Genomic DNA, 22,926 nt, shown 5'->3' on the forward strand with positions numbered 1-22,926 from the left:
CATGAGGGCGGAGACGGTCCCGAGCTGGGCATCGACACTCGACTCGGTGGTGGTGTACGCACAGGGCGCCCTCTGCCGTCGGCTCGCCCGCGGCCGGATGCCGGTGGACGGGCGGGTGCGAGTGACCGGCCTGCCTCGGTCGATGGATCCGGGTTCCCTACGGGTACGGGTCGTCGGCGTGTCCGGCGTTCGTGCCACCGAGGCCAGGACGGAGGTCGACGCCGAACCGCTCGGCACCCGCCCGCTCGGCGAGCTGCGGCGTGAAGTCGAGCGGCTCCGTGACGCCGCAGAGGCCGCCCAGGCCCGCCGGAACCGGCAACAGAAGCTGATCGATGAAGTGGCGGCCCTGCGCCCGGTGCCACCGCCCCGGAAGAAGGAGGACCCCCACCGCCGTACACCGGTCGACGCATGGCTGGAGCTCGCTGATTTCGTCGACGCCCGGCTGACTGTGCTGCACGCCCGACTGCGCGAGGCGGACGATGAGTTGACGGGTGTCGAGCACGAGTTGGACATCGCCTCCGACAAGCTCGCCCGCGCATCGACCGATACCGCCGCAGCGCACGTGGAGACCGCGATCTGCGCCGTCGTGACCCTCACCGGCGCCCAGGACACGGACTCCGAGGTGGAGTTGGAGGTGGAGTACGGCGTCCCCGGCGCTGTCTGGGCACCGGCGTATCGCCTGACGTACCGCCAGGGCGAGAGCGACGGACGGCTGTTGCTGCGGGCGGCGGTGGCCCAGCGCACCGGCGAGGACTGGACCGGCGTACATGTCTCGCTGGCCACGGCGGACCTTCGGCGCCATACCGACGCGCCCCGGCTCCGTTCCCTCCGCATCGGTCGCAGCCAGCCTGCTCCCGCGCCTTCGGGCTGGCGCGAGCCCCCGCGGGGGCTGACCGATCTCTTCGCCGGATACGACGCGGCAGGACCACGCCCGGCGAGCGGCCGTCTTGCGGTGCCCGACGCGGCCGTCAGGACGCCCGAGGCCGGTGCTTCGCCCCGCCTCCTTCCTTCCCCACCCCCGCCGCCGCCGGCAAGCTACGGCGCGCCTTCCGCCGTTCCACCGGCGCCCAGCGGCGCGGCGCCGGGCCCCGGGCCCGTGGCACCGTCCGCACCAGCTGCCGGCGGCCACGCGCCACCCGCGTTCGGCCGTGACAGCACTTCCCGAACCCGCGCTCTGCCCACCGCGGCCCCCGCCATGGCTCCGGCAGCCGTCGGCCGGGCCGTACCGCCACCGGCGCCTGCTCCTCAGCCGCCATCAGCTCCGCCGACGCCCCTCGTGCCCGGCCCCCCGCAACCGAGCGCCGCCGAACTCGACTACACCGCACTGGTCCTGTGCGGTCCGGAGGTGCAAGGGGACCGCCGGGGACGGCTGTACCCCGGGTCGAACTCCGATCCCCTGACCTACGAGTACCGCCGCCGCGCCGAGGCGGTCGCCGCGCTGCCCCTCCCGGGGAACGCCCGGCGTCCCCGCGAGTCGGCCGGCTCCTTCGACCACCGCTACGACGCCGTCGCCCGCGCCGACGTACCGTCGGACGGTACGTGGCACACCGTGACCGTCGGCGAGGTGCAGGTCGGTCTGCGCACCGAGTACCTGTGCGTCCCGTCGGTGGAACAGGCCGTCTACACGACGCTGGTGCTGTCCAACGCCACCGATCAGGCACTGCTGGCCGGTCCGCTGGAGATCGCGTGCGACGGGGACTTCCTGCTGACCACCTCACTGCCCACGCTCGCTCCCGGCGGTGTGTGCCGGGTGGGACTGGGCCCGAACGAGGCCATCGGGGTCACGCGCCGTACGAGCATGCGTGAGTCGACCTCGGGGCTGCGCAACAACGTCACGGTTCTCGACCACCGCGTCCACGTGGAACTGGCCAACCGGCTGACCTTTCCCGTCACCGTGGAGGTGCGCGAGCGGGTACCGGTCACCTCCGAAGCGGACGTGAAGATGGAGGAGAAGGCCGACTGGAAGGCGCCGGCGGACGGCACGGACGCCGAGGAGCACGCGGCGGGCACCCGACTCTGGCGGATCGAGCTGCCGGCCCGCACCACCGCCTCACTCGACGGTGGCTACGTCATCCGTATCCCGGCCAGTGCGGCCCTGACCGGCGGCAACCGCAGGAGCTGACCCCCTCATGTCGACGAACCCCGAACCGATCGCCCTCCCCGTCACCGCCGTCACCTGCCTGGAGGACCGGGCCCACGTCGAGCGGACCGCCGTGCTCGACCTGGAAGCCGGCACCCAGCGGCTGCGCCTCGGGCCGGTCAGCGCCCTGGCGGTCGATCGCAGCCTGCACGCCGAGCTGTCCGCCGATCACCCGGTGACCGTGCTGGACGCGAGGGTCGTCCGTGCGTGGACGCCGCGGAGGCCGGGTCCCGCCGAGGACGACTCCGCGCTGCGCCACCGGTTGACCGCCCTGGAAGAGGAACAGCACTCGCTGGGACAGCAGCGCGACCGACTGCACACCCGCGTCGACCTCCTTGGCCGTCTCGCCGCCGATCTGCTACGGGAGATCGGCGAAGGCGCCGGCCTCGGGGAGGCCGAGAAAGATCGCTGGAGCCGCGAACTGGACCGAGTCGACGACGAGAGGGACACCTTCGGCGAACGACTACGTGTGGTGGACGCCCGGCTGACCGCGCTCGCCGCCGAGCTCTCGGCCGCCCAGCGGGCCCTGGAGCTCGCCGGGACGGAACCCGCCGAGCTGGCGGGCCACGTCGAGCTCACCGTGCGGGCGGACGCCGCCGGTCCGGCCCGGCTGCGCCTCACCCACGTCACCCCGTGCGCACTGTGGCGGCCCGCCTACCGGGCCGTACTCGACGGGGACTCGCTCACGCTGGACACGGACGCGATGGTCTGGCAACGCACCGGCGAGGACTGGTCCGGCGTACGGCTGACCCTGTCCACGGCCCGCTCCGCCCGTGCCACCGAACCGCCCCGGCTCGGTGAGGACCGGCTGACGCTCCAGGACCGCTCCACGGCGGAACGCCGCACCGTCCACGTCGAGCTGCGTGAGGAGGAGGTCGCGGATCTCGGCCCAGCCCCCGTACAGGGCCTGCCCGGAGTGGACGACGGCGGCGAGGTCCGTGTCCTGCGGTGCGACGCCGCGGTCTCCGTCCCGTCGGACGGACGGGCCCACCGCGTGCCGCTGTCGTCCTTCACCACCACCGCGAGCCGGGAGTACGCCTGCGCGCCCGAACTGTCTCCGCTGGTCAGCCAGGTGGTGCGGTTCGAGAACCGCTCCGGCCACGCGCTGCTCGCCGGGCCCGTGGACCTCGTCAGCGGCGGTGGCTTCATCGGTCGCGGCACGCTGGATTTCACCGCTCCCGGCGCTCCCGCCGACCTCGCCTTCGGCAGCCGTGACGACCACCGGGTCCTGCGGCACGCCGAGGAGACCCGGGACACGGTCGGCCTCAGCCAGCGGACCGTTCTCACCCGCACCGTCCGGCTGCACCTCTCCCGCTTCTCGGCCCCCGCCGAGCGCGACGAGCACATGGTCGTCGTCCGGGAACGCATCCCGGTCTCGGAGACGTCGGCGGTCGAGGTGGGCCTGCGCACGGACATCTGTTCGCCCGTCCCCGACGAGGTCGACGCGGACGGCATCGTCCGCTGGAACGTCTCCCTGCCCCCGGGAGGCCGGCGCACCGTAACCCTGGTCTACGAGGTCGCGGCGAACGCCAAGGTGAAAGGCCTGTGAACCGCGGGTGAGTCGGGGGACCTCGGCGGGCGCGGCGCGGGGTGGCGCTGAACCAGGCCACCGCGTGGCCTCGCGGCGGCGGGTCCGGCCGGCTCAGGTGGTCTTGATCTGGCCGCCGTCGATGGTGAACTCAGCACCGGTGATGTTGCCCGCGAGCGGTGAGGCCAGGAACAGGGCCAGGTCGGCGACTTCCTCGGGCTCGGTGACCCGGCCGGTCGAGATGCCCATGCTCCGGGGGACCACCACGTCGATGGCCTCCTGAGCGGTGGTGCCGGCAGCCGCCGCCGTGACATCGGCCAAGCCTCCCGGAGCGGTCCAGAAAGGCGTGCGGACGGGTCCCGGGGCGATCGCGTTGACACGCACGCCGCGTGGTGAGAACTCCTCGGACAGTGACTTGGTCAGGTTGGTCAGCGCAGCCTTGGCAGCGGAGTAGTCCACGACCGTGGGGAAGGGCAGGCGGGCGTTGATGGAGCTGATGTTGACGATGGCGGCGTGCGGTGCCTCGAGCAGGTGGGGCAGGGCAGCGCGGCTGGCCCGTACGGCGCTGAAGAAGGTGAGGTCGAAGACGCGCTGCCACTCGCCGTCGTCCACGTCGAGGAAGCTGGTCCGGGCGTCCGTGGCTCCCAGGTTGTTGACGAGGATGCCGAGCCGGCCCCGTTCGTCGACGGCGCGCCGGACGAGCGTGTCCGCTCCGTCCCGCGTCGACAGGTCGACGAGCACGACGGATACGCCGTATTTGATGCGCAGGGCCTCGAGTTCGGCCGTCCTGCTCCTGCTGCCGGCGATGACGTGGACGCCCTCGCGGGCCAGTGCCTCGGTGATCGCCAGGCCGATGCCCTTGCCGGCCCCGGTGACGACGGCGACCTCGTCCTTGAGGTGGAGGTCCATGGCTGCCTTTTCTGCATTCGTCCGTACAAGGAACGTAAGCAAGGACGAGTACCTCCGCCACTGGGACGGGAGCGCACCGGTGGCCGGCCCGGCGAACGACCGTGGCCGGCGGCAGCCACCGCGGTCGATGCGGACTCAGGCGTCGTCGGCAGTGAGGCCGCGGGGGTGGGCACGGGCGCCCGTGCGGGCGGGAGCGGGGCGGCGTAGCCGGCAGGGGCCCGGCATCCGGTGCGCGGCCGGCGTCCCGTCGGCAAGGTCACTGCTCCCGGCGCGGAGGCCGGGCTGTCGCGCGCCGTCACTTCCATGCCTCGGGAAGGGGAGACCCTGCCGTGGCGTGCGCGCACCACACCGCCGTCTCCGGTGGGAGGACACGGGCGGCGGCCTCTGCCGGAAACTCGCAAGCAGGGGCCGACTGCCCTCAGGCCCGGCCACCCCGTCGGCGGAGACGTTGACGACGCAGCGCAGCGGGCCGACCGTGAAATCCATAAGGCGTGGGTCGGCCTGGTCGTTCCACACGAGTCGGCTGTCCGCCGGGACGGCGCGGCGCAGGCGCGTGGCCCTGCGGTAGAGGTTGAGAGTGCTGTCCGGGTCCCTGCTCTGCGCCTCGGCGGACAGTGCGGCGAAGGAGGCGGGCTGGGGCAGCCAGGGTGCCCGGGGCCGAAGCCGTACGACGGGCCTTCGCTGGTCCAGGGCAGCGGTACCCGTCAACCGTCGCGGTCCTTACGGGCCCCCGCGGAGCGGTGGCGAACCGGGTCCTGGAGCACTCCGACGGGCAGATCCGCCACCTCGGGCAGTCCCAACTCCTCGCCTTGGTGGAGGTATACGGCGCCGGGCAGGGCCAGCATCAGCAGTGCGGCGCTGCGGGCACGGCGTCGGACCGCGTCCAGCTCGAGAGGCGGTGCGGTACCCGCGGAGAGCAGCCAGGCGTCCGGGGTGGTGCCGGGCGGCAGCAGCAGCCGGGACGCGTGCCGGACCACGTCGTGGTGGGACAGGACCCAGGTGGGAGCAGCGCCGGTTGCCCGGAGCGCGGCGAGCGACCGGTCGATGGTGGCCCGGAGTCCGGCCGGGTTCCAGCCAGTCTGGAGGAAGTCGAAATTGAAGGCCTGGTGGAGTTCGCCGGGCCGGGTGTACGGCGCCCGCCGGCCCAGCGCGGCCCACGATTCGGCGACGGTGGCACGCGGCGGGGTGACTTCGGCGAAGGGACCGACGGAGGAGCGGGTGCCGTCCGCGCCGGTCGCCGGGCCTCGATCACGTGCGAAGCGAGGCGGCGTGCCAGGAGCGGCATGAGTCGTCAATGGGGTCGGCCCGGGCGGAACAGGCCTGCGTACGCTGCCATTTCGGGGCGCGACGACTTCGCCGCAGCACGGGCGCAACCCGCGATGGCCCGTCGCCCGCCCTGCGGCGTGCGGCGGGCCACGCAGGCGGCCGGCGAGGCTCAGGCCGCGGACCTGCGGCGTATGGCGACGACGATCACCGCACCCAGCCCCAGGGCGAGGACCGCGCCACCACCGACGAGCAAGGCGCCTCCGGCGCCAGTGGTCGCGAGCCCGCCGCCGGAGGTACCGCCGGAGGAAGGCGAGCCGCCACCAACACTGGTGCTGGTGGAGCCGGTCACGCCGCCGCTGCCGGGGGCACTGGGGCTCGGGTCGGCCGAGGGGCCGCCGGAGGACCCCTGGATGGTCCCACCGTCGTCGGTGGCGTTCAGAACGATCCAGGCCGAGTTGTTCTCCTGGTTCGGCTCGCTCGGGTAGTCGAAGGGATGCATCTGGATCCTGCCCTTGGCGTTCTTCACGACCTTGTCGATACGCAGCTCGAACGGGAAGGTCAGATTCGCGTCTTCCAGGACCGGTACGTGGGACCAGCATCCATAGCGGTCGTCGGCGTGCGGGTCGGGCCAGCAGTCCTCGGGAATCCTGGTCGCCGTCGCACCCGGCGGGATGCTGACATAGGTGAGCATCGGATCGTCGTCCGGCGGCTCGAGTCCTCTGATCCAGGCGGGGCCGAGGTTGCGGAAACCGACGTTCACCGTCACCGTGTCGCCCGCCGCGCCGCGAGCCGAGTCCCCGGTGATCAGGGTGTCGTAGGGATTGCCTTGCGGCAGCCACTCCATGCCCCTGCTCAGGTAGTCGCCGGGGCGAGCCCCCGGCAGCTCCTTGAGGGTGACCGGCGCGCCGGTTCCGGGTGAGTAGCCGTCACTCTTCAGCAGTGCCTGGGCCTCCTGCTCGTCCGCCGGGGAGAAGGTGTAGGTGAAGAGGTCGTTCGACGCGAAGGGTGCCGTCTTCACCTTCAGTGGTCCGGACAGCGTGTAGGCCGTGCGGGCCTCGAACACGCCGGAGAAGGCACAGATGGCTTCGGTGCCCTGCCCCTGCAGGGGGCCGTCGGTGGTGTACCGGTAAGCACAATTGCCGTAGCTGTCGGGGAAGTTCAGCCCCCGTGTGCCCCGGAAACGCAGCACGACGCCGTCGGCGGACGCGCCGCCGGCGTTGCGGAGGCCGACCGGCGCCTCCCAGGTGTCACCTGCGGAGACCCCGGGCGCGGACACCATGCGGCTCACTATGTGCGAGTCGCTGACCAGGACCATGATGTGGAGCGGGGCGAACTCGACACCCTCCCCTTCACCGGTGACGGTGATGCTGCCGAATTCTCTCGCCTGACTTTGCTCGTTGACGTCGAGGCGGATGCCGCCGATCAGGTTGGACTGCTCTCCTGCGCGGATTTGATCCCCCTCGCAGACGGCCGTCCAACCACTCGCGGCGCACGGCAGTTTCACCGCCCCGATGCCGCCCATGCTCTCGGCGTCGATCTTGATCTTGAAGTTCCCCTGGTGTACGACGGGCACCTCCCCGTCATCGCCGGGTTCGCCGTCGCCGGGGGCCGCGAGCCGAAGCGTCACCTGAGGTTCTGACGGATCACTGTTGTCACCTTGGAGCGACAGATCGACTCGGCTCTCGCCGGTGATCCTCACCGGCAGCGGGTCGTCGGGGGCGGCGAGCGCGGGCACAGCGGCACCCGATCCGGCGGCCAAGGCAGCAGCTGCCACGAGTCCGAGTACGGCCCGGAAGAGGGATCTGCGTACGGGACGTCTCACCAACGCCTCCCAGTCGCACGTAAGACGAGCTGAAGGAGCACCCTTACCGAGCACTCACCCGTACGACATCTGGCAGACACCTTTCGTTGCCCACAGACGCATCACAGAGCCGTCACGGATACCGTCCGGGGTCCTTGGACCCAACTGACGCAGGATCACAGCTGCTCCGCCCACTGCCAGGAGCCGCCCCGGCCCGACCGTCCGCCGGCGCGTTCGAAGCCACCGCTCCCGCTTGCCCGACACTGTCAGGCGGAGCGTGGACCACATCCCGCGCAGCGCCCGTCAGATCGCCCTCGGCGCCGCAGCCGGGAGGCGGTGGCCGAGCTCGGAGGCATGTGCGCGGACCTGCGTGATCACCTGCGGGTGCCAGGAACGAAGGAGCTTGTCGGACGCTCGGTGACGCGCGACCGCGAGCAACACTCGATGGCATGACAGGGCCGGCCGCGTCACCTCGTCGGTGACGCGGCCGGCGGAATCTCCCGGACCTCAGGCGTCCCTGATCGTCACGCTCACGGGCGTACCGATCTCGACGGTTCGGCTCACCGTGCACAGACGGTCGTGGGACGTCTTGACCGCGCGAGGCAGGATCGTGCGAGCGCGATCCGCGCCCTCGCCGTCCGCGAAGGCGACGGTGAAGGTGACCTTGAGGTTCGTCATGCGATTGCCCAGGTCGTCGCTGACCTTGTCGCCGGTCACGGCCACGGAGAACTCGGTGGGCTCGGCGTGGCGACCGGTGGCGACGTCGACGTCCGCGGCCGTGCAGCCCCCGATCGCGGCCAGGAACAGCTCCACCGGCGTGAACCCGGTGCCCTGACCGTCCGGGACCGTGCCGAAACTGATGGACCCGCCGCGGGCGTTGGTCGCTACGAACTGGCCGCTGCTGGTGCGCTCGACGACGACGGAACGCTCGGTACTTTCGCTCATGTCGTCGACACTAGTCGCGCCGGCGCGACTGGGCCTCGGCGGCCGACTTGGAGGACGCCCGGTGTTCAGCCCGGGACAGGCAAGGCGCCGGTGTACGACGTCGGGCACCGCGGAATCGCCGCCACCCGCGCGTCGGCGCCGGGGCCACGCCGTGGCATTCGGCCAAAGGGCCGCCGTAGACAGCTGCTCGATCACTTCAGCCCGGCAGCGGACGACCACCGCTCCGCCCCCCCCACGAGACGCCGGCGCGCCTGGGGCGTCGGTGTCCGTCCCTCGCGACGCACCCCACGATCCGGCACCACGACACGGGCGGGCGAGCTCCCCAGGCAGGCCGGCAGAAGTCGCAGACGAGACCCCAGGACCCGTCCCCCGGGGCCCCCTATGCGACCCATCCCATGGGCCCGGCCCCATGGACCCCGCCCCATGCGCCACCTCCCGTGGGCCCCGCCCCATGGACCCCGCCCCATGCGCCACCTCCCATGGGCCCGCCCCACGGAGCCCCGCCCCGTGGGCCCTGTCCCAGCGACCGCCCCTGGCCGTTTCCTTCGTCCCGCCACGGCGCGCGTGAAGGCGTAGGGGTCATCGAGGGGGCCAAGGGCGGCCCTCGACGACGGACCGTGACCGGCGCCTTCAGACTGCGTCCTGACTCCGCAGTTCGTCCACGCGCGCGAGGTCGTCCTCAACAGCCTCCCATTCCTCAGTGGTGAGGGGAATCGCCGCAACCTTCGAGAGCGCGGAGTTCACGGTCTCCTCGTCACCGAGGCGCCTCGCGACATCGGCGCGCAGCACCAAAAGGCGCAGCAGCTGGACATGTGTGGGCCTCTTGTCCTCAAGGCCCAGGGCCTGGTCGAGAACCTTCGCGGCCGCCACCGGGTCCTCCTTCGAGTCCGCGAACAGCGACGCGTAGTGCAGTGCCCGGGCGAAGGTCTCCTTGGGTGCGGGCCGATGGTGCAGGTTCTCGCTGATCGGCTGGCCTATGCGGATGCAGTTGCCGCCCGGGTCGGTCATGAGGAACTGCCGCATGCCGTGCGAGGCGTCCCGCAGCGCGCCGATCCGAGGCAGTCCGCGGGTCGGAATCCTCCCGTACCTGGCCTTGAGACCGGTCCGGAAGGCCTCGTGGAGCCCGTCGACGTCATCGGTCCGGACGTAGCATGTGCTGAACGATTCGGTCGGCTCGTAGTGCTTCATCCCGAAGAAGTGCAGCTGGATGCCGCCGCGTTCGACAACCCCGTAGGGGTTGGGGCTCATCTGCTGGAACGTCACCTCGAACCCGAGGGCGCTGTAGAACTCGAGAACGGGCCGAACTTCTCGGCAGGGCAATATCGGAATCGTCATCTCACTCACGCGAAGAACTCTAGTCAAACTTGACTAACCCAGCCAGGGGTTTGCCGTCGACCCGGCGATCGCGGCCCCGCCCGCCCGGGCATCACCGCCGGCGAGAAGCGCCGTTCACCCGGCCGAGAGGATGCGACCTGGGCAGTAGAGGTCCGGTTTGCCCACAATGAGGGGAAGAGGCTCGCGCCTCGTCCACCGATCCCACGGCGGCCAGCCACCCGCACGCCTCGAGCGGAAGGATCATCCTGTGCGAGCTGTTCGATCGGAGACCGAGGGGGATCCGGGTGCACTCCGGTCGGAGCCCGGCTCCTTGCTCGAACATGTGTCCGTAGCGGTCTTCGGTATGGACGACCAGGACCGGATCTGCTTCTGGGGACCCGGCGCACAGGACCTCTTCGGGCACGACCCCTCGGCAATCCTCTCCCGGCCCGCGGCCGTCCTCTTTCCCGGCCCGCCCCGCGGAGGCCCGGACACGGCCGAGAGGCTCGCGCAGCACGCCCGGTCCCTCGGGTACTGGCGCGAACGACTGCCGACGCTGCATCGTGACGGCACGGTCCTCGACTGCGGGTTCCGCGTCTTCCCCGTCACCGGCGCCATGGGGCGCTCGGTGGTCATGGGTCTGGCTGCCAGCGGCAACGAGCTCGACCGGGTGAAAACCAATCTCGCGTTCCTCGACGCCCTCTTCGAGACGTGCCCCATCGGCCTGGTGATGCTCGACGAGAACCTCCGCTACGTCCACCTCAACCAGGCGATGGCCGAGATGGACGGCCTGACCATCGAGGACCATCTCGGGCGGCCCATGGACGACGTCATGATCACGTCCGACGGCGGGGAGTTCCGGCGCATGCTGCGTTCCGTCGTCGCCAACGGCCCGCCGGTCGTCGGCACGCTGGTGGGACTGCGCACCCCGGGTTACCCGGATCGCGACCAGGTGAGATCGGTGAGCCTGTTCCCGCTGAGCCGGGCGGTCGGCACCCGGCCCGGGCTGGGCGGCCTGATGATCGATGTGACCGACCGGGAACAGGCGATCCTCGAAGCCACCACTGCCCGTCAGAGGCTCGCGCTGCTCGACCGGGCCGCGGCCACGATCGGCACGTCCCTCGACGTCCGCGTCACGGCCCAGGAACTCGTCGATGCCGCGGTCCCGGACTTCTCCGACGCGTCCCTCGTGGAGCTCGTGGGCCGGATGGACGTTCCTGAGGTGTTCGATGCGAACCGGCCGCTGGTCACCCACCGGATCGCCTCCGGCACCATCCTGCCGCCCCCCGCCATCGAACTCGTCAGCGGCGTGGAGACCGTGACGTACCCGCCGGGTTCCAGAATCCACCAGGCACTGCGGACCGGCCGCCCGATCACCTTCACCATCGACGAACACTTCGCGGCGACGACCGTCCTGCAGAAGGACCGCGCGCAACTCCTCCTCAACAGCGGTCTGACCTGCATCACCATCGTCCCCCTCATCGCCCGGGGCACGGTCCAGGGTCTCACCATGTTCGGGCGCTCGGCCGCCCGCCCGGCCTTCAGCGAGGACGATCTGAGCCTGGCTTCCGAGCTGTCGTCCCGCGCGGCCCTCTGCCTGGACAACGCGCGCCTCTACAGCCAGGTCCAGGACATCGCGCTGACGCTCCAGCGCGCACTGCTCCCCTCCGCCCTGGCCACGAGTCCCCACGTGGAGGTCGCCCACCGCTACGTTCCCGGCAGCCATGTCACGGAGGTCGGCGGCGACTGGTACGACGTGATCAACCTGTCCGACGACCGGGTCGCGCTCATCGTCGGCGACGTCATGGGGCACGGCGTCCAGGCCGCTGCCACCATGGGCCGGATGCGCATCACCGCCAAGGCGCTCACCAGGCACCAGGAGGATCCCGCCGACCTGCTCGCGGAACTGGACGCGTGCGCCGAGGAAGCGGGCATCGAGCTGGCCACCTGCCTCTACATCCAGTACGACCCCAGGAACGGCCGCGCCCGCATCGCCAATGCCGGTCATCCCCCACCGCTGGTACTCCACAGCGACGGCACTGTGGAGACGATCGGTGAAGCGCTCGGCGTGCCCTTGGGAGTCGGTGGCCAGACCTTCGGGACGACCGAGGTCGACCTCCCCGACGGCGCGACCCTCGCCCTCTACACCGACGGCCTGATCGAGACCCGCGGCCAGGACATCGACGAGGGCACGCGGCGCCTGCGCACCGAGCTGGGTCGCGCTGCGGGCCCGCTGGAGGAGGTGGCCGACCGCATCCTGGCACGCCTGCTGCCCAACCGGCCGGACGACGACACGGTGCTCGTCCTGGCCCACGTCCGGCGAGCGCCCCTGCAGCCGGTGCCGTGAGCCGTGCCGCAGCTCGGCCCCGGCCCCTCCGGGCAGCTCCGACGGCTCCGGCAGCTCCGGCAGCTCCGACGGCTCCGACGGCTCCGACGGCTCCGACGGCTCCGACGGCTCCGACGGCGACATCTCACGTCACTCAGTGGCACCCTGGGTCACATGGGCAAGACCGCGCTGATCGTCATCGACATGATCAACACCTACGATCACGAGGACGCCGAGTCGCTGATCCCCACCGTGGAATCCGTACTGCCGCAACTGATCGGACTGCTGGAACGGGCCCGGCAGCACGGCGTACCCGTGATCTACGTGAACGACAACTTCGGCGAGTGGCGCTCGCACCACGGCGAGATCCTGGACAAGGCCCTGTCGGGACACCACTCCCACCTGGTGGAGCCGCTGCGGCCCGACGAGTCCTCCCTCTTCGTGGTCAAGGCCCGTCACTCGATCTTCTACGAGACACCGCTGAGCTATCTGCTCCACCAGCAAGGCATCGACCAGGTGGTGCTGTGCGGCCAGGTGACGGAGCAGTGTGTGCTCTATTCCGCCCTCGACGCCCACATCCGCCACCTCCAGGTCGTGGTCCCCCGGGACGCGGTCGCGCACATCCATGCCGACCTCGCGGACGCGGCGCTGCGCATGATGCAGCGCAACATGGGAGCCCGGGTGTGCGACAGCGAGGAGTTGTGGGCGTGAGGCGATCCGACCCTGGACGGGGGCCGGGCGACGCCACCGCGTCAGCCCTGAGGGCACGCCCACTGTCTCCCGGTCGCGCTCTGCCCCCACTCGTGTGCCCCCTGTGAACCGGGTCAGCGGCAACGGCGGATACGGATCGGCCCGCGGGCCTCTGTCGATTCGACGGGACGGCCGCCCTGGGTGATCTCGACCTCGCCGGCCGTCGCAAGCCTCCGGGCCGCCCGGCGGGCCGGTTCCATCAGTGCCCGCCAGCCGTCGTCGTCTCCTTCGTGCACCGCCCTGGCGGCGTCGGAGGGACAGATCGACGCCTCGGGACCGCGTCGCTCCAGCAGGTCCAGGATGGCCCGCTCCAGACGGCGCTCCGTCCGGCCTTCCCTGTCCGTCACCCCGCCAGTGTCGCACCGAGGGTGACATCGACGCGGCGAGGCATGGGGGGCCTGGCGCTCGGCACGTGGGACTCGTGTCGGCAGTGCGTAGAGGAGGGCAGCTCCGGGAGGTCATCCGCCATTGGCTCACCGGGCCCGCGCCCAGGACCACGGGAGGGGCGACCGGCCGGATGCCTCCTGGTGCAGGGGGCACTCGCCACCGGTGACGCGCCACGCGAAGCCGCTCAGGCCTGCGCGACCACCGCAAGGCCGCCCAGATGGTCCTCTCCTCGTGCTGAGAGGTCCCGTCGGGCGGCTGGACGTAGCCCGGACGGGCCCTCCATCGGGATTCGCCCGACCGCCGGCCCATCGGCGGACTACCGTACGGGAACGCCGTGTTGCCCATGGCCAGCCCAGGAGGAACCCTGTGTCATCGCCCTGCGACCCCCAGAACGCACCGGCCGGCGATGTGGATGCGGCGCTGATGATGATCGACTCCCGGCTCAAAGCCATCTACGACGGCAAGGCAGAAACCGATCCCGAACAGCAGCAGTTGATCGACCAGTTCACCGCGTCACTGGGGCCCGAGGAAGCCAACGACATGGTGGAGGGCACGTGCACCCTCGTCTACATGTTCATGCAGTGGCTGCGGAGGGCCTGCGAGGAACGCGACAGGGACGTCATCGCGTACGTGGTGCCGGGCTTCGTGACCTCGATGCGTCTGATGACCAGGAGCGTCCGCCCCGAGGTCATCCCCACCATGGCCGGCCTGGTCGTGGCGGCGGGCACCGGCCTGAGCCCCAACCTGTGGCGCAGGCAGTACGGCGACTGGACCGGGGACGAGATGAATTCCCTGGAGGCCACGGCCCTGCTGCTCGCGGAACACATCAACCGGGTCACCGGTGACCGGGACTTCGCCACCCGGATGATCACCGAAGCTCTGTCCAGCTCGGCCCAGGACTGACACGCCGCAGCCTCGTGCGAGTCAGCGCGGCACGCACCGTCAGGCGCAGGGCGGGTGAGGCCGACGATGCCGTCGTCATTGCGTCGCCAGGGTCATCAGGAAGCGGGTTTCTGCGTCATCTCGCCCGGCGCAAAGCCGGGGAACAGCGTTGAGGGCGGCTTGGGCGCGACACCAACCCCACACGCGTTCGGGCGACTGGCCGGGGACCATCGACGCCAGCCATCCGATCCTCCGCCTCAGCACGGTGAGGTCCGAGACTCCGCCGAGTACCCAGTCCACCGCGTCGAAGTCAGGGTCGCCCCATGTGGGCCTCGGGTCGATCGCCACGAGGCGGTCACCGGGACCGGACAGCACGTTGGCCGGGTGGAGATCGCCATGGACCAGTGCCACGGACCCACTGCGGCAGAGGTCCATGGACTCCGACCAGGCACGTTCGAGCACCGCCGCGTCGACCCACCGGCTTGCATCGGCCGCCGCCAGCCTGCGCTCCGCCAAGGTGAAGAGGAACTCGATCCGCTCCGACAGAGGGCGCAGAGCCGAAGTCTGCCTCGGAGACGGAGAGCACTCCCGCAGCTCCCGAAGCAGGACAGCCACCTGGGGCAATCGCCAGTCGAGTTGCTCGAGAGGCTGACCAGGTGTCACGTCTTCCAGCAGCAGGGCTCCGGCTGTGAGGTCCTGAGCCAGCAGATTCACCACGGAGGCGGTCCCCGACCAGAGGGACAGTGCTTCCGCCTCCTCCTCCGCGATCACCGGATCCGGCGTGACCTTCAACCACACGGTCCTGCCCGCGCCACCCAGCAGGCAACGGAAGACCCGCGACGTGCCTCCACCCAGGGATTCCACCGGAGTGAGCTCCCAGCGAGCGGCGAGCTCGCTGACGAGAGTCGGCAACGCGTCGCACCAACCGACCACTTCGGGCCCGAAGCGGACGGCGAACCGATCCCGGACCAGCTGCGTCACGAAGGCCAGCTCGCTCACACGTCCCCCAGTTACACGACACTTCGCCACATACTCCAGCGGCGCCGCTGCCGTCGGCTTCGCGGCCACGGGTCCGCCCGGCGCATCTCCCGGGCGGACCCTGTCCGTCATCCTTCGGCGGCCTCGCGGATCAGCGGTTCGAACTCACGCCGCACGTAGGCGTCGAACGGCTCCGTCAGCGCACCGTCGATCACCCGCCGCACCTGGCACCTCGTCGCCAGCTCCTTGATCTCCGCGCGGGAGTCCGGACCCACACCCCCACCAATGATCAGCACCCCGAATTCCCCCGTCTCCAACAGCTTACGGGCCTCCTCATCGGTGCTCACCCCCTCCACGTCGAAACCGTCCGCGCGCAAGGTGGTGAGCACCGCCGCCACCCTGGCGGGCGTCCTTCCCAGCACCAGTGTCCTCATAGCCGTTCCCCTCCAGCACATCGACAACAGCGCACCCGACCCTAGAGCCTCAAGCGGACCCTGCTCCGCTGTCATGCGGTCGGGCATCCGCCCGCGGACGCACGTCCAGCGCCGACGCAGGTGGCGCCGGCGCTTCCGCCCCCGAGAGGGCACTGCTCATATGCGTGAGTATTACGTTCCCCATGGCCCTGTACGCCGCACCGCGCGACGAGATGGGCGGGCCCGGACGCGTTCGGTGCAGCACCGACGCGACCGGGACCCTTCGCCAGGGAGTCACTCGGCTCACCGCTGAACAGTCCGAGCCGGTACGCGACAACGCGTCGCGGATCCGGGACGCACAGCCGGCTTCCGAGGTGGGCAGACGCTCGAGTTCGAACCGAAAGGCTGAATCCCGGTACGTCCTTACTCGCCTTCGCCCTCGTGGTGCTCGCCGTGCTCCTTCTCGGGCTCGACGACGAAGTCGCCCCCGACAGCCGTGGCATTGGCCGTCGAGTAGGCCTCGGCGACGACCGGCGGAACCGATTCGCCCTCGTTGGCGACGCTCACGCCGGCACCGAAGGCGGACAGGCCCGCAACCGCCACGGCCACGACTGCGGCACGCTGAAACTTGAACATGGATGACCCTTTCTTATCCAGGCATGACGCCCGGCTTGACTACTCACTGTGATGATATGCACATACTTCGTCAAAGCCGGGGATCTGCATGGCAGGTGTCGTGTCGCCCCGTGCCGCTCCGGCTTCGGCCGCGCCGGCCAGTGCATCGGCCCGCACACCGCACGAACAGGCAGCGTGGCGCGCGGACATGGCGGACCGCTGGTCGGCACGCACACGACGTCGGCGTGGCCGGCGGTGTCGGTTCTTACCGCATCCCGGCCCCGAGCCCGGGCCATCGGCCGGGTGCCACCCGGATCACAACAGCTCTACGGCTCGCCGTTCGAGCGCTGCGCTGCTCTCGACGATTCCGGCGAGACCGTCGAACAGTTCCCTGCGCTGTTCGGCGTCGGGCGCTCCACTTTCCTCGGCGAGCGCATCGGCCCGCTCCCCCAGGGCCCGAATCTCTTCCCTGGCTTCCTCGCCGCCGGACATCATCAGCCGCGTCTGCTGCTCGCACACCTTCGTATACGCACCCAGGCCGGACACCGACTCCCGCGCGAGGGAAGCGACTCGCTCCCACCCACGGGCCGACTCGCGGAACAGGGCCGCCGCATCGGGTCGGCCTGCCAGGTCCAGGAAGTCGGCGTACAGCGGCCGGGTCGCCCCCGGTGCCGTGTACTCCACCTCAAGGCACTCGTGCAGCCTGCGCAACCCGTGGAAGAAGGGCACCGGCTTCCCGAAGCGCCGCTCCCACCCCGTCTTCGTCCTGGTGTCCCGCAGTTGCGCCGTGAGCCTCTCCATCCCGGAGAACCCGAAGTTGACATCGAAGTTGTTGCCGAGGACCGGCCCTGTGAGGTGCCCTGCGGTCGCGGCGATCGCACCGTCGATGTCGGGACCGCCGTGGGCCGGCCCGGTCGGCACGACCATCTGGTGGCGCCCCTTCTTGTAGGCGGACCAGGCGGCGCCGAACTCTTCGGTGCTGATGGCGTGCGGAACCGCCGACTCGTCGTCGACATGAAGGATGTCCCCGTCGTAGCCGGCGACCACGACCGTATAGGGGTCCGCCCCGAATCCCGGCTCCATTCCGTGCCAAGGGAGCCGGGACTTGTCCACGGTGCAGAACACCGGATGACCCGCGTCCAGGGCCTTGCGCAGTTGGGCCCACTGGGGCTTGCCGCTGTGCCAGATGTCGTACGGCACCCGCAGCCGGTCGAGGGCCGTTCGCACCCAGGGCTCAGGATGGTGCTGGGCGACGATGGTCAGCAGTGGGGGCAGGCCCTGGTACTCGAAGACGAAGTACATGAAGCCGATGCCCCCGGCCAGCCCCGCAATCAGCGCCTCGTCGTGCACGCTGCCTAGCGCGTGCCGGATCAGGGACGCCTCGTGATGCTGATCGGTACCGAACTCCGCATACACCAGGCCAGCGGGGACAGCGGACATCGGCGCCCCGGCCGTCTTGGCCAGTACATGGCGGCGAGCCGTGGTGTACGACTCCCCGGTGCGTGACATCCGCTCACGCACCAGCTTCTTGAATGCTCGCTGCTCCGTCACTGTCGGTCCCCTCAGGGCGGTCGGCACGAGCCCTCACGCGGACCGTCACCGTCACCCGGAAGGAAGGACAACGAAGGGAGTCACACCTACGACGACAGAGAAGGTCACCTTTGCCCCTGCGGGGCCGGGTGGCGTGAGCACCCGGTCTGGGGGTCGGGCGCGTAGGAAGCGCCGCCATCAGGCTATCCCGCCACTGCGGAGGCGACAAACAACCCCCAGGACTACGCCGCACGGTCACCGGGCCACCCCCACCAAGTCGGCGGAGGTGGCAGAGGTGCGATGCCGGTTCAGCGGTCGGAATCGCGGCCACGGGTCCCCACGGCGGCGCCCTACCGGTCGGAGCTGCGGCCGCCGCTCCCGGCGGCGCCGCCCTTGGCTCCGCCGCCCGGTGCCCGGCGGCCTGATGTGCGGCCGGCCTTGCCGGAGGCGGCGCCGTTCGCCGTGCGGCCCCCGGACTGGCGGTCCGGCCTGCGGCCGCCGGTTCCGAGGGCACCCCCCGTTGCCCCGCCGGAGCCGGTCCGGCGAGCCGAGTCGCGACCGCCGGTCGCCGAGGTGCCGCCGGACGCTGTCGCCCCGGCCGCGGCCCGGCGGTCGGACCCCCGGCTGCCCGTACCGGTCGCAGCGCCTGTCGCCGCCTTGGCCGCACCGGCGCTTCGGTGTCTGCGGCCCCCGGGCCGGCTGCCGTTCCTGCGGTCCGGGCGGGACGCGGTCGGTGCCGCCGGCTGAGGGACCTCGATGGTCACGGCCACGCCGGACGGCTCGCGTGCGCCGGTGATGGTGGCCAGTTCCGCATCGCTCGCCCCGGCCGTCCGGGGGCGGATGCCCGCGTCCGACATGAGCCGCGCGACGTCCCGCTTCTGGGTGGGCAGGACCAGCGTGACCACACTGCCGGAGCCCCCGGCACGGGCGGTGCGGCCGCCCCGGTGGAGGTAGTCCTTGTGGTCGGCGGGAGGATCGACGTTCACGACCAGGTCGAGGTCGTCGATGTGTATGCCCCTGGCCGCGACATTCGTGGCCACCAAGGCGGTGACCTGACCGTTCTTGAACTGCTCCAGGGTGCGATTCCGCTGCGGCTGGGATCGGCCGCCGTGCAGGGCCGCCGCCCGGACACCGACGGCAAGGAGCCGCTTGGTGAGCCGGTCCGCGGACCTCTTGGTGTCGAGGAAGAGGATGACCCTGCCGTCACGGGCCGCGATGCGTGTGGTGACGGTCTTCTTGACGGTCTCGTCCTGGATGTGGAGCACGTGGTGCTCCATGGTCGTCACCGCTCCCGCCGACGGGTCCACGGAATGGACCACCGGGTCGGTCAGGAACCGCTGCACCAGGCGATCGATGTTGCGGTCCAGGGTGGCCGAGAAGAGCATGCGCTGTCCGTCGGGCCGTACTTGCTGGATCAGCTTCGTGATCTGCGGCAGGAAGCCCATGTCGGTCATCTGGTCGGCCTCGTCCAGCACCGTGATGCGTACGTCGCCGAGTACGCAGTCCCCGCGCTCCACAAGGTCGTTGAGCCTGCCGGGACTGGCGACGACCACCTCGGCGCCGCGCCGGAGCGCACTCGCCTGCTTGGTGATGGACAGCCCACCGACCACCGTGGCCAGCCGGAGGTTCACCGCCGTCGCGTAGGGAGTCAGCGCGTCGGTCACCTGCTGGGCGAGTTCACGGGTGGGCACCAGCACCAGGGCGAGGGGCGCCTTGGGCTGCGCGCGCAGCCCGGCCGTACGGGCCAGCACCGCCAAGCCGAACGCAAGGGTCTTGCCCGAGCCGGTACGTCCCCGTCCCAGCAGGTCGCGACCGGCGAGTGAGTTGGGCAGCGTGGCTGCCTGAATGGGGAAGGGCGTGGTCACGCCCTGCGCGGTGAGGGTTTTCAGCAGCCCTGCCGGCATGTCCAGACCGGCGAAGTCCTCGACGGCGGGAAGTGCGGGCGTCGTGCTTTCCGGCAGCCGGAACTCACTCGGCGACGACGTGGACTGCCGGGGCGACGTGGCGCGCCGGTTCGGCTTCTGGGGCCTGCGGGACATGCAGTGTTCTGCCTTCCTGGAAACAGCACAAACCGGGGTCCGCACCATGTCGGTGCAAACCCCGGTGAGCGGATACGCGCGTCCGGCGATCAGGCCGGGACGATGTTCTCCGCCTGCGGGCCCTTCTGGCCCTGCGTGACGTCGAAGGAGACCCGCTGGCCCTCCTGGAGCTCACGGAAGCCCTGCGTCGCGATGTTCGAGTAGTGGGCGAAGACGTCGGGGCCGCCGCCGTCCTGCTCGATGAAGCCGAAACCCTTTTCAGAGTTGAACCACTTGACGGTTCCCTGTGCCATGCGCTGCTCCTTCTGTAGGCAGAGGCCCCATCCGGAGACGCCGGAAAACAACTAATGCGCCTGCAGGAGAAACATTCCCGTCAGGCGCACATAGCTTCATGGGTACCACAACTGCAACAGCGGCAGCCTAGCACGACTCGGCGGCTCGTGACGACTGCCCCCGCGAGCCAGGCATCCACCACCGGACCGAGGCGCCCCGCGCATGCCGGCGCAGCGCGTCGTGGTGGAGGAAATTCACTGGACATCGTCCGGGCCGACGGCAAGCGTTGACGGTATGCAGCAGGAGCAGATCTGGGACGCCGGTGCCGCGCAGCGCTACGACACGCCTGGCTCCGGCATGTTCGCGCCCGAAGTCCTGGGGCCCACCGTCGACCGTCTCGTCCGCCTCGCGCAGGGCGGAGCGGCGCTCGAGTTCGCCATCGGGACCGGCCGGGTGGCCGTCCCGCTCGCCGAACGCGGTGTTGGCGTCACCGGCATCGAGCTGTCCGTGCCGATGGTGGAGCGACTGCGGACCAAGGCCGACGAAGCGTCGATTCCAGTGATCATCGGCGACATGGCGACCACCGTCGCCCCCGGGGAGTACGCGCTCGTCTATCTCGTCTTCAACACGATCTCCAACCTGCTCACGCAGGAAGAGCAGGTCGAGTGCTTCCGCAACGCCGCCCGCCATCTCTCGCCCGGGGGACGGTTCGTGATCGAGCTCTGGGTACCCGAGTTGCGCAAACTCCCGCCGGGCCGCGCGGCCACCGTCTGGCAGTCCGAGCCCGGTTACATCGGTTTGGACACCTACGACGTGCTGCACCAGCACGTGGTGTCGCACCACTTCCATTTCGACGAGTCCGAACAGGCGCGCCTGTACCGCAGCCCGCACCGCTACATCTGGCCGGCCGAACTCGACCTCATGGCTCAGCTGGCCGGCTTCGAACTGGAGACACGGCACGCGGACTGGGCCGGCACCCCGTTCACCGCCGAGTCCCGCTCACACGTCTCCGTGTACCGGATCCCAGTGACCCAGTGACCCAGTGACGGCAGCTCACCTCGCCGGACCGTCGCGGTCAGAGTGGGGCGCCGCCGAAGCCGATCTCGTTTCCGTCGGGATCCCGGTACGTGACCTTGCGCACGCCGTTGGAGTAGGTCTCGCGACTCGTGGGCTCCACTCCCCGACCAGTGATCCCGGCGATACGCGCGTCGAGATCGTCCACGAACACGGTGTGCAGGGCATGACCGGCCCGCCCGGGCCGAAGCTCGATGTACAGGTACCGGTGTTCCGCGAGCTCCCAGACGGCCTCCTTGTCGTTCGGGACGAACGCCGGTGGGGAGCCGAGCAGCCGCTCGTACCAGTCCAGCGCCGCCGGGTAGTCGTTGACCGGGATGCCTGCGAAGAGGTCGACAGCCATGATGCACATGGTAGGGAGTGACCGAGGGGACAGCTCTGCGGCCATTCCACGGTGCTGACGAATCCGGTCCCGATGCACCGGCGCGCCGGACTGGCCAACCATCCCGTGGCCGCCTGAATGACGAGGTCGCACTGCTTCCGCGCTCTCGCCCTGCTGGCCGGTGCCTTGCGCGTCATCGTCAGTGCCGACACGCAGCGCCTGATCCCTCTACGCCATCGGCGTCTTCGTCGGCTTCACCATCAGCCAGATCGGCCTCGTCCGGCACTGGCTCACCCGACGCCCCCACGCGTGGCTCCCCAGAGCGCTGACCAACGGCATCGGAGCGGCGCTGACAGCCGTCGCCGGGATCGTTCTCCTTACGACCAAGTTGCTCGAGGGTGCCTGGATCGTCGTCCTCCTCGTCCCCCCGCTGATGCTGCTGTTCTCCCGGATCGAGCGGTACTACACCGTGGTCGAGAAGATGCTCGCACTGGACCGCATACCGCCGCCTCCGACCCGCACCCCCAGTCTCGTCGTCGTGCCCCGGGTCGACGCGGTCGCCGTCTCCGCCCTCGACGCCGCGCACACGCTGGGCGAGGAGGTCGTCGTGGTCGCCGCATTCGACGACGAGGCTCCGGGTAGAGGTCGGTACGGTCGATCCAGGTGGGGGGCGACGAAGACGTTGTCGCCGGCCATCCGTGCGACGGGCGGGCACGAGCCCCCGCCCGGGCGCCGGAAGGCCGCACGCGTGCGGGCCGGGGATCTGCTCGACGGCTGGCGGTACCTCCTCGCCGACGCGGCACTTCGTCCGCTGTTCTTCAACACCGCCCTTTTCAACGGCCTGGTGACGGCCGTCCAGCCGCTGCTTGCCGTCCTCATGCTCGGCCGGCTCGGCTTCGCCCCGTGGCAGTACGGCCTCGCCTTCGCGGCGCCCGCGATCGGCGGGCTGCTCGGTTCGCGACTGGCCCCGGCGCTCGTCACCCGGTTCGGGCAGTACGACGTCCTGGTCGCGGTCGGGGCACTGCGCGCGCTCTGGCCCATCGGCCTGGCTTTCCTGGGGCCGGGCACCGGCGGGCTGCTGCTGGTGATGGGGCGAACTCGGGCTCATCTTCTGCTGCGGGATCTTCAACCCCGTCTCCACCACCTGCCGCCTCCGGCGCACCCCGACCGACCGGGTCGCCCGCACGCTGACGGCCTGGGTGGTGACGACCCGGCTTTCGACCGCGCTCCTGACGGCCGCCTGGGGCGTGCTGGGCAGCCTGCTCGGCCCCCGTACGGCCATCGGCCTGGCCGGCGTGCTCCTGCTGGCGACCCCGCTGCTGCTGCCACGCCGCGCGGCAGCGCACCTCTCCGAGCCGGAACCGGCCCCGAAGGCCTGACGGTCGGCCACGGGCGTCGTCGCCGCGCCTTCCGCGGCCGGCGTTCCGAGAGCGG

At 70.7% G+C, this 22,926-nt stretch carries 19 protein-coding genes and 1 pseudogene; 7 read left to right on the top strand and 13 right to left on the bottom strand.

Features of this window, described 5'->3' with window-relative positions; all coding sequences use genetic code 11:
* The first annotated feature begins 1 nt into the window (after position 1).
* Entirely contained in the window at positions 2-2,122 is a 2,121-nt protein-coding gene (locus ACIHCM_RS16740) for a DUF4139 domain-containing protein (RefSeq protein ID WP_399895673.1), read from the top strand.
* Positions 2,123-2,129: 7 nt separating this feature from the next.
* Positions 2,130-3,689, top strand: coding sequence for a mucoidy inhibitor MuiA family protein (locus ACIHCM_RS16745; protein ID WP_399895676.1), 1,560 nt, complete (start codon positions 2,130-2,132; stop codon positions 3,687-3,689).
* A gap of 93 nt (positions 3,690-3,782) precedes the next feature.
* Here the strand turns inward: ACIHCM_RS16745 and ACIHCM_RS16750 are convergent, their stop codons facing one another.
* The 5 genes from ACIHCM_RS16750 to ACIHCM_RS16770 form a co-directional block, all read right to left on the bottom strand.
* Positions 3,783-4,577 (bottom strand): SDR family NAD(P)-dependent oxidoreductase, encoded by a 795-nt coding sequence (locus tag ACIHCM_RS16750; protein ID WP_399895679.1) that lies wholly within the window; start codon positions 4,575-4,577, stop codon positions 3,783-3,785.
* 704 nt (positions 4,578-5,281) lie between these two features.
* Positions 5,282-5,872 (bottom strand): hypothetical protein, encoded by a 591-nt coding sequence (locus ACIHCM_RS16755; RefSeq protein WP_399895682.1) that lies wholly within the window; start codon positions 5,870-5,872, stop codon positions 5,282-5,284.
* A gap of 140 nt (positions 5,873-6,012) precedes the next feature.
* A complete protein-coding gene (locus ACIHCM_RS16760; protein WP_399895685.1) occupies positions 6,013-7,617 on the bottom strand; it encodes a hypothetical protein in 1,605 nt (534 codons plus the stop codon).
* A gap of 534 nt (positions 7,618-8,151) precedes the next feature.
* On the bottom strand, positions 8,152-8,589 hold the full coding sequence (locus ACIHCM_RS16765) for an OsmC family protein (protein WP_399895688.1): 438 nt from the start codon (positions 8,587-8,589) through the stop codon (positions 8,152-8,154).
* A 630-nt stretch (positions 8,590-9,219) separates the two neighbouring features.
* Entirely contained in the window at positions 9,220-9,933 is a 714-nt protein-coding gene (locus ACIHCM_RS16770; protein WP_399895691.1) for a bleomycin resistance protein, read from the bottom strand.
* 238 nt (positions 9,934-10,171) lie between these two features.
* Here ACIHCM_RS16770 and ACIHCM_RS16775 point away from each other — a divergent pair, with 238 nt between their 5' ends.
* Both ACIHCM_RS16775 and ACIHCM_RS16780 read left to right on the top strand, forming a co-directional pair.
* Positions 10,172-12,250, top strand: coding sequence for a SpoIIE family protein phosphatase (locus ACIHCM_RS16775; RefSeq protein ID WP_399895695.1), 2,079 nt, complete (start codon positions 10,172-10,174; stop codon positions 12,248-12,250).
* A 153-nt stretch (positions 12,251-12,403) separates the two neighbouring features.
* A complete protein-coding gene (locus ACIHCM_RS16780; RefSeq protein WP_399895698.1) occupies positions 12,404-12,940 on the top strand; it encodes an isochorismatase family cysteine hydrolase in 537 nt (178 codons plus the stop codon).
* Positions 12,941-13,053: 113 nt separating this feature from the next.
* On the opposite strand, the gene ACIHCM_RS16785 is transcribed toward ACIHCM_RS16780, so the two are convergent.
* On the bottom strand, positions 13,054-13,326 hold the full coding sequence (locus ACIHCM_RS16785; protein WP_399895701.1) for a DUF3253 domain-containing protein: 273 nt from the start codon (positions 13,324-13,326) through the stop codon (positions 13,054-13,056).
* 406 nt (positions 13,327-13,732) lie between these two features.
* Between ACIHCM_RS16785 and ACIHCM_RS16790 the strand changes: the two genes are divergently transcribed.
* Entirely contained in the window at positions 13,733-14,269 is a 537-nt protein-coding gene (locus ACIHCM_RS16790; protein WP_399895705.1) for a hypothetical protein, read from the top strand.
* 75 nt (positions 14,270-14,344) lie between these two features.
* Here the strand turns inward: ACIHCM_RS16790 and ACIHCM_RS16795 are convergent, their stop codons facing one another.
* From ACIHCM_RS16795 to ACIHCM_RS16820, 6 genes are all read right to left on the bottom strand, one after another.
* The gene (locus tag ACIHCM_RS16795) at positions 14,345-15,247 is read right to left on the bottom strand and encodes an aminoglycoside phosphotransferase family protein (protein WP_399895708.1); all 903 of its coding nucleotides are present in this window, start codon (positions 15,245-15,247) and stop codon (positions 14,345-14,347) included.
* A gap of 107 nt (positions 15,248-15,354) precedes the next feature.
* Positions 15,355-15,660, bottom strand: coding sequence for a hypothetical protein (locus tag ACIHCM_RS16800; RefSeq protein ID WP_399895711.1), 306 nt, complete (start codon positions 15,658-15,660; stop codon positions 15,355-15,357).
* A gap of 402 nt (positions 15,661-16,062) precedes the next feature.
* Positions 16,063-16,275, bottom strand: coding sequence for a hypothetical protein (locus tag ACIHCM_RS16805; RefSeq protein WP_399895713.1), 213 nt, complete (start codon positions 16,273-16,275; stop codon positions 16,063-16,065).
* A 294-nt stretch (positions 16,276-16,569) separates the two neighbouring features.
* Positions 16,570-17,805, bottom strand: a complete 1,236-nt coding sequence (locus tag ACIHCM_RS16810; RefSeq protein ID WP_399895716.1) for a BtrH N-terminal domain-containing protein — start codon at positions 17,803-17,805, stop codon at positions 16,570-16,572.
* 329 nt (positions 17,806-18,134) lie between these two features.
* Entirely contained in the window at positions 18,135-19,823 is a 1,689-nt protein-coding gene (locus tag ACIHCM_RS16815; protein ID WP_399895719.1) for a DEAD/DEAH box helicase, read from the bottom strand.
* Positions 19,824-19,912: 89 nt separating this feature from the next.
* Complete coding sequence (locus ACIHCM_RS16820) at positions 19,913-20,116, bottom strand: cold-shock protein (protein ID WP_007502648.1); 204 nt, start codon at positions 20,114-20,116, stop codon at positions 19,913-19,915.
* Between the two features lie 274 nt (positions 20,117-20,390).
* On the opposite strand from ACIHCM_RS16820, the gene ACIHCM_RS16825 reads away from it, so the two are divergent.
* Positions 20,391-21,134 carry a class I SAM-dependent methyltransferase gene (locus ACIHCM_RS16825; RefSeq protein WP_399895723.1) on the top strand — a complete coding sequence of 248 codons (744 nt, stop codon included), beginning with the start codon at positions 20,391-20,393 and terminating at the stop codon, positions 21,132-21,134.
* A 37-nt stretch (positions 21,135-21,171) separates the two neighbouring features.
* Here the strand turns inward: ACIHCM_RS16825 and ACIHCM_RS16830 are convergent, their stop codons facing one another.
* On the bottom strand, positions 21,172-21,513 hold the full coding sequence (locus tag ACIHCM_RS16830) for a VOC family protein (protein WP_399895726.1): 342 nt from the start codon (positions 21,511-21,513) through the stop codon (positions 21,172-21,174).
* A gap of 673 nt (positions 21,514-22,186) precedes the next feature.
* Here ACIHCM_RS16830 and ACIHCM_RS16835 point away from each other — a divergent pair.
* Positions 22,187-22,871, top strand: a pseudogene (locus tag ACIHCM_RS16835) (MFS transporter); the annotation flags it as partial.
* Positions 22,872-22,926: the final 55 nt, after the last annotated feature.

The organism is Streptomyces sp. NPDC052023 (assembly GCF_044548465.1).
GTDB lineage: Bacteria > Actinomycetota > Actinomycetes > Streptomycetales > Streptomycetaceae > Streptomyces.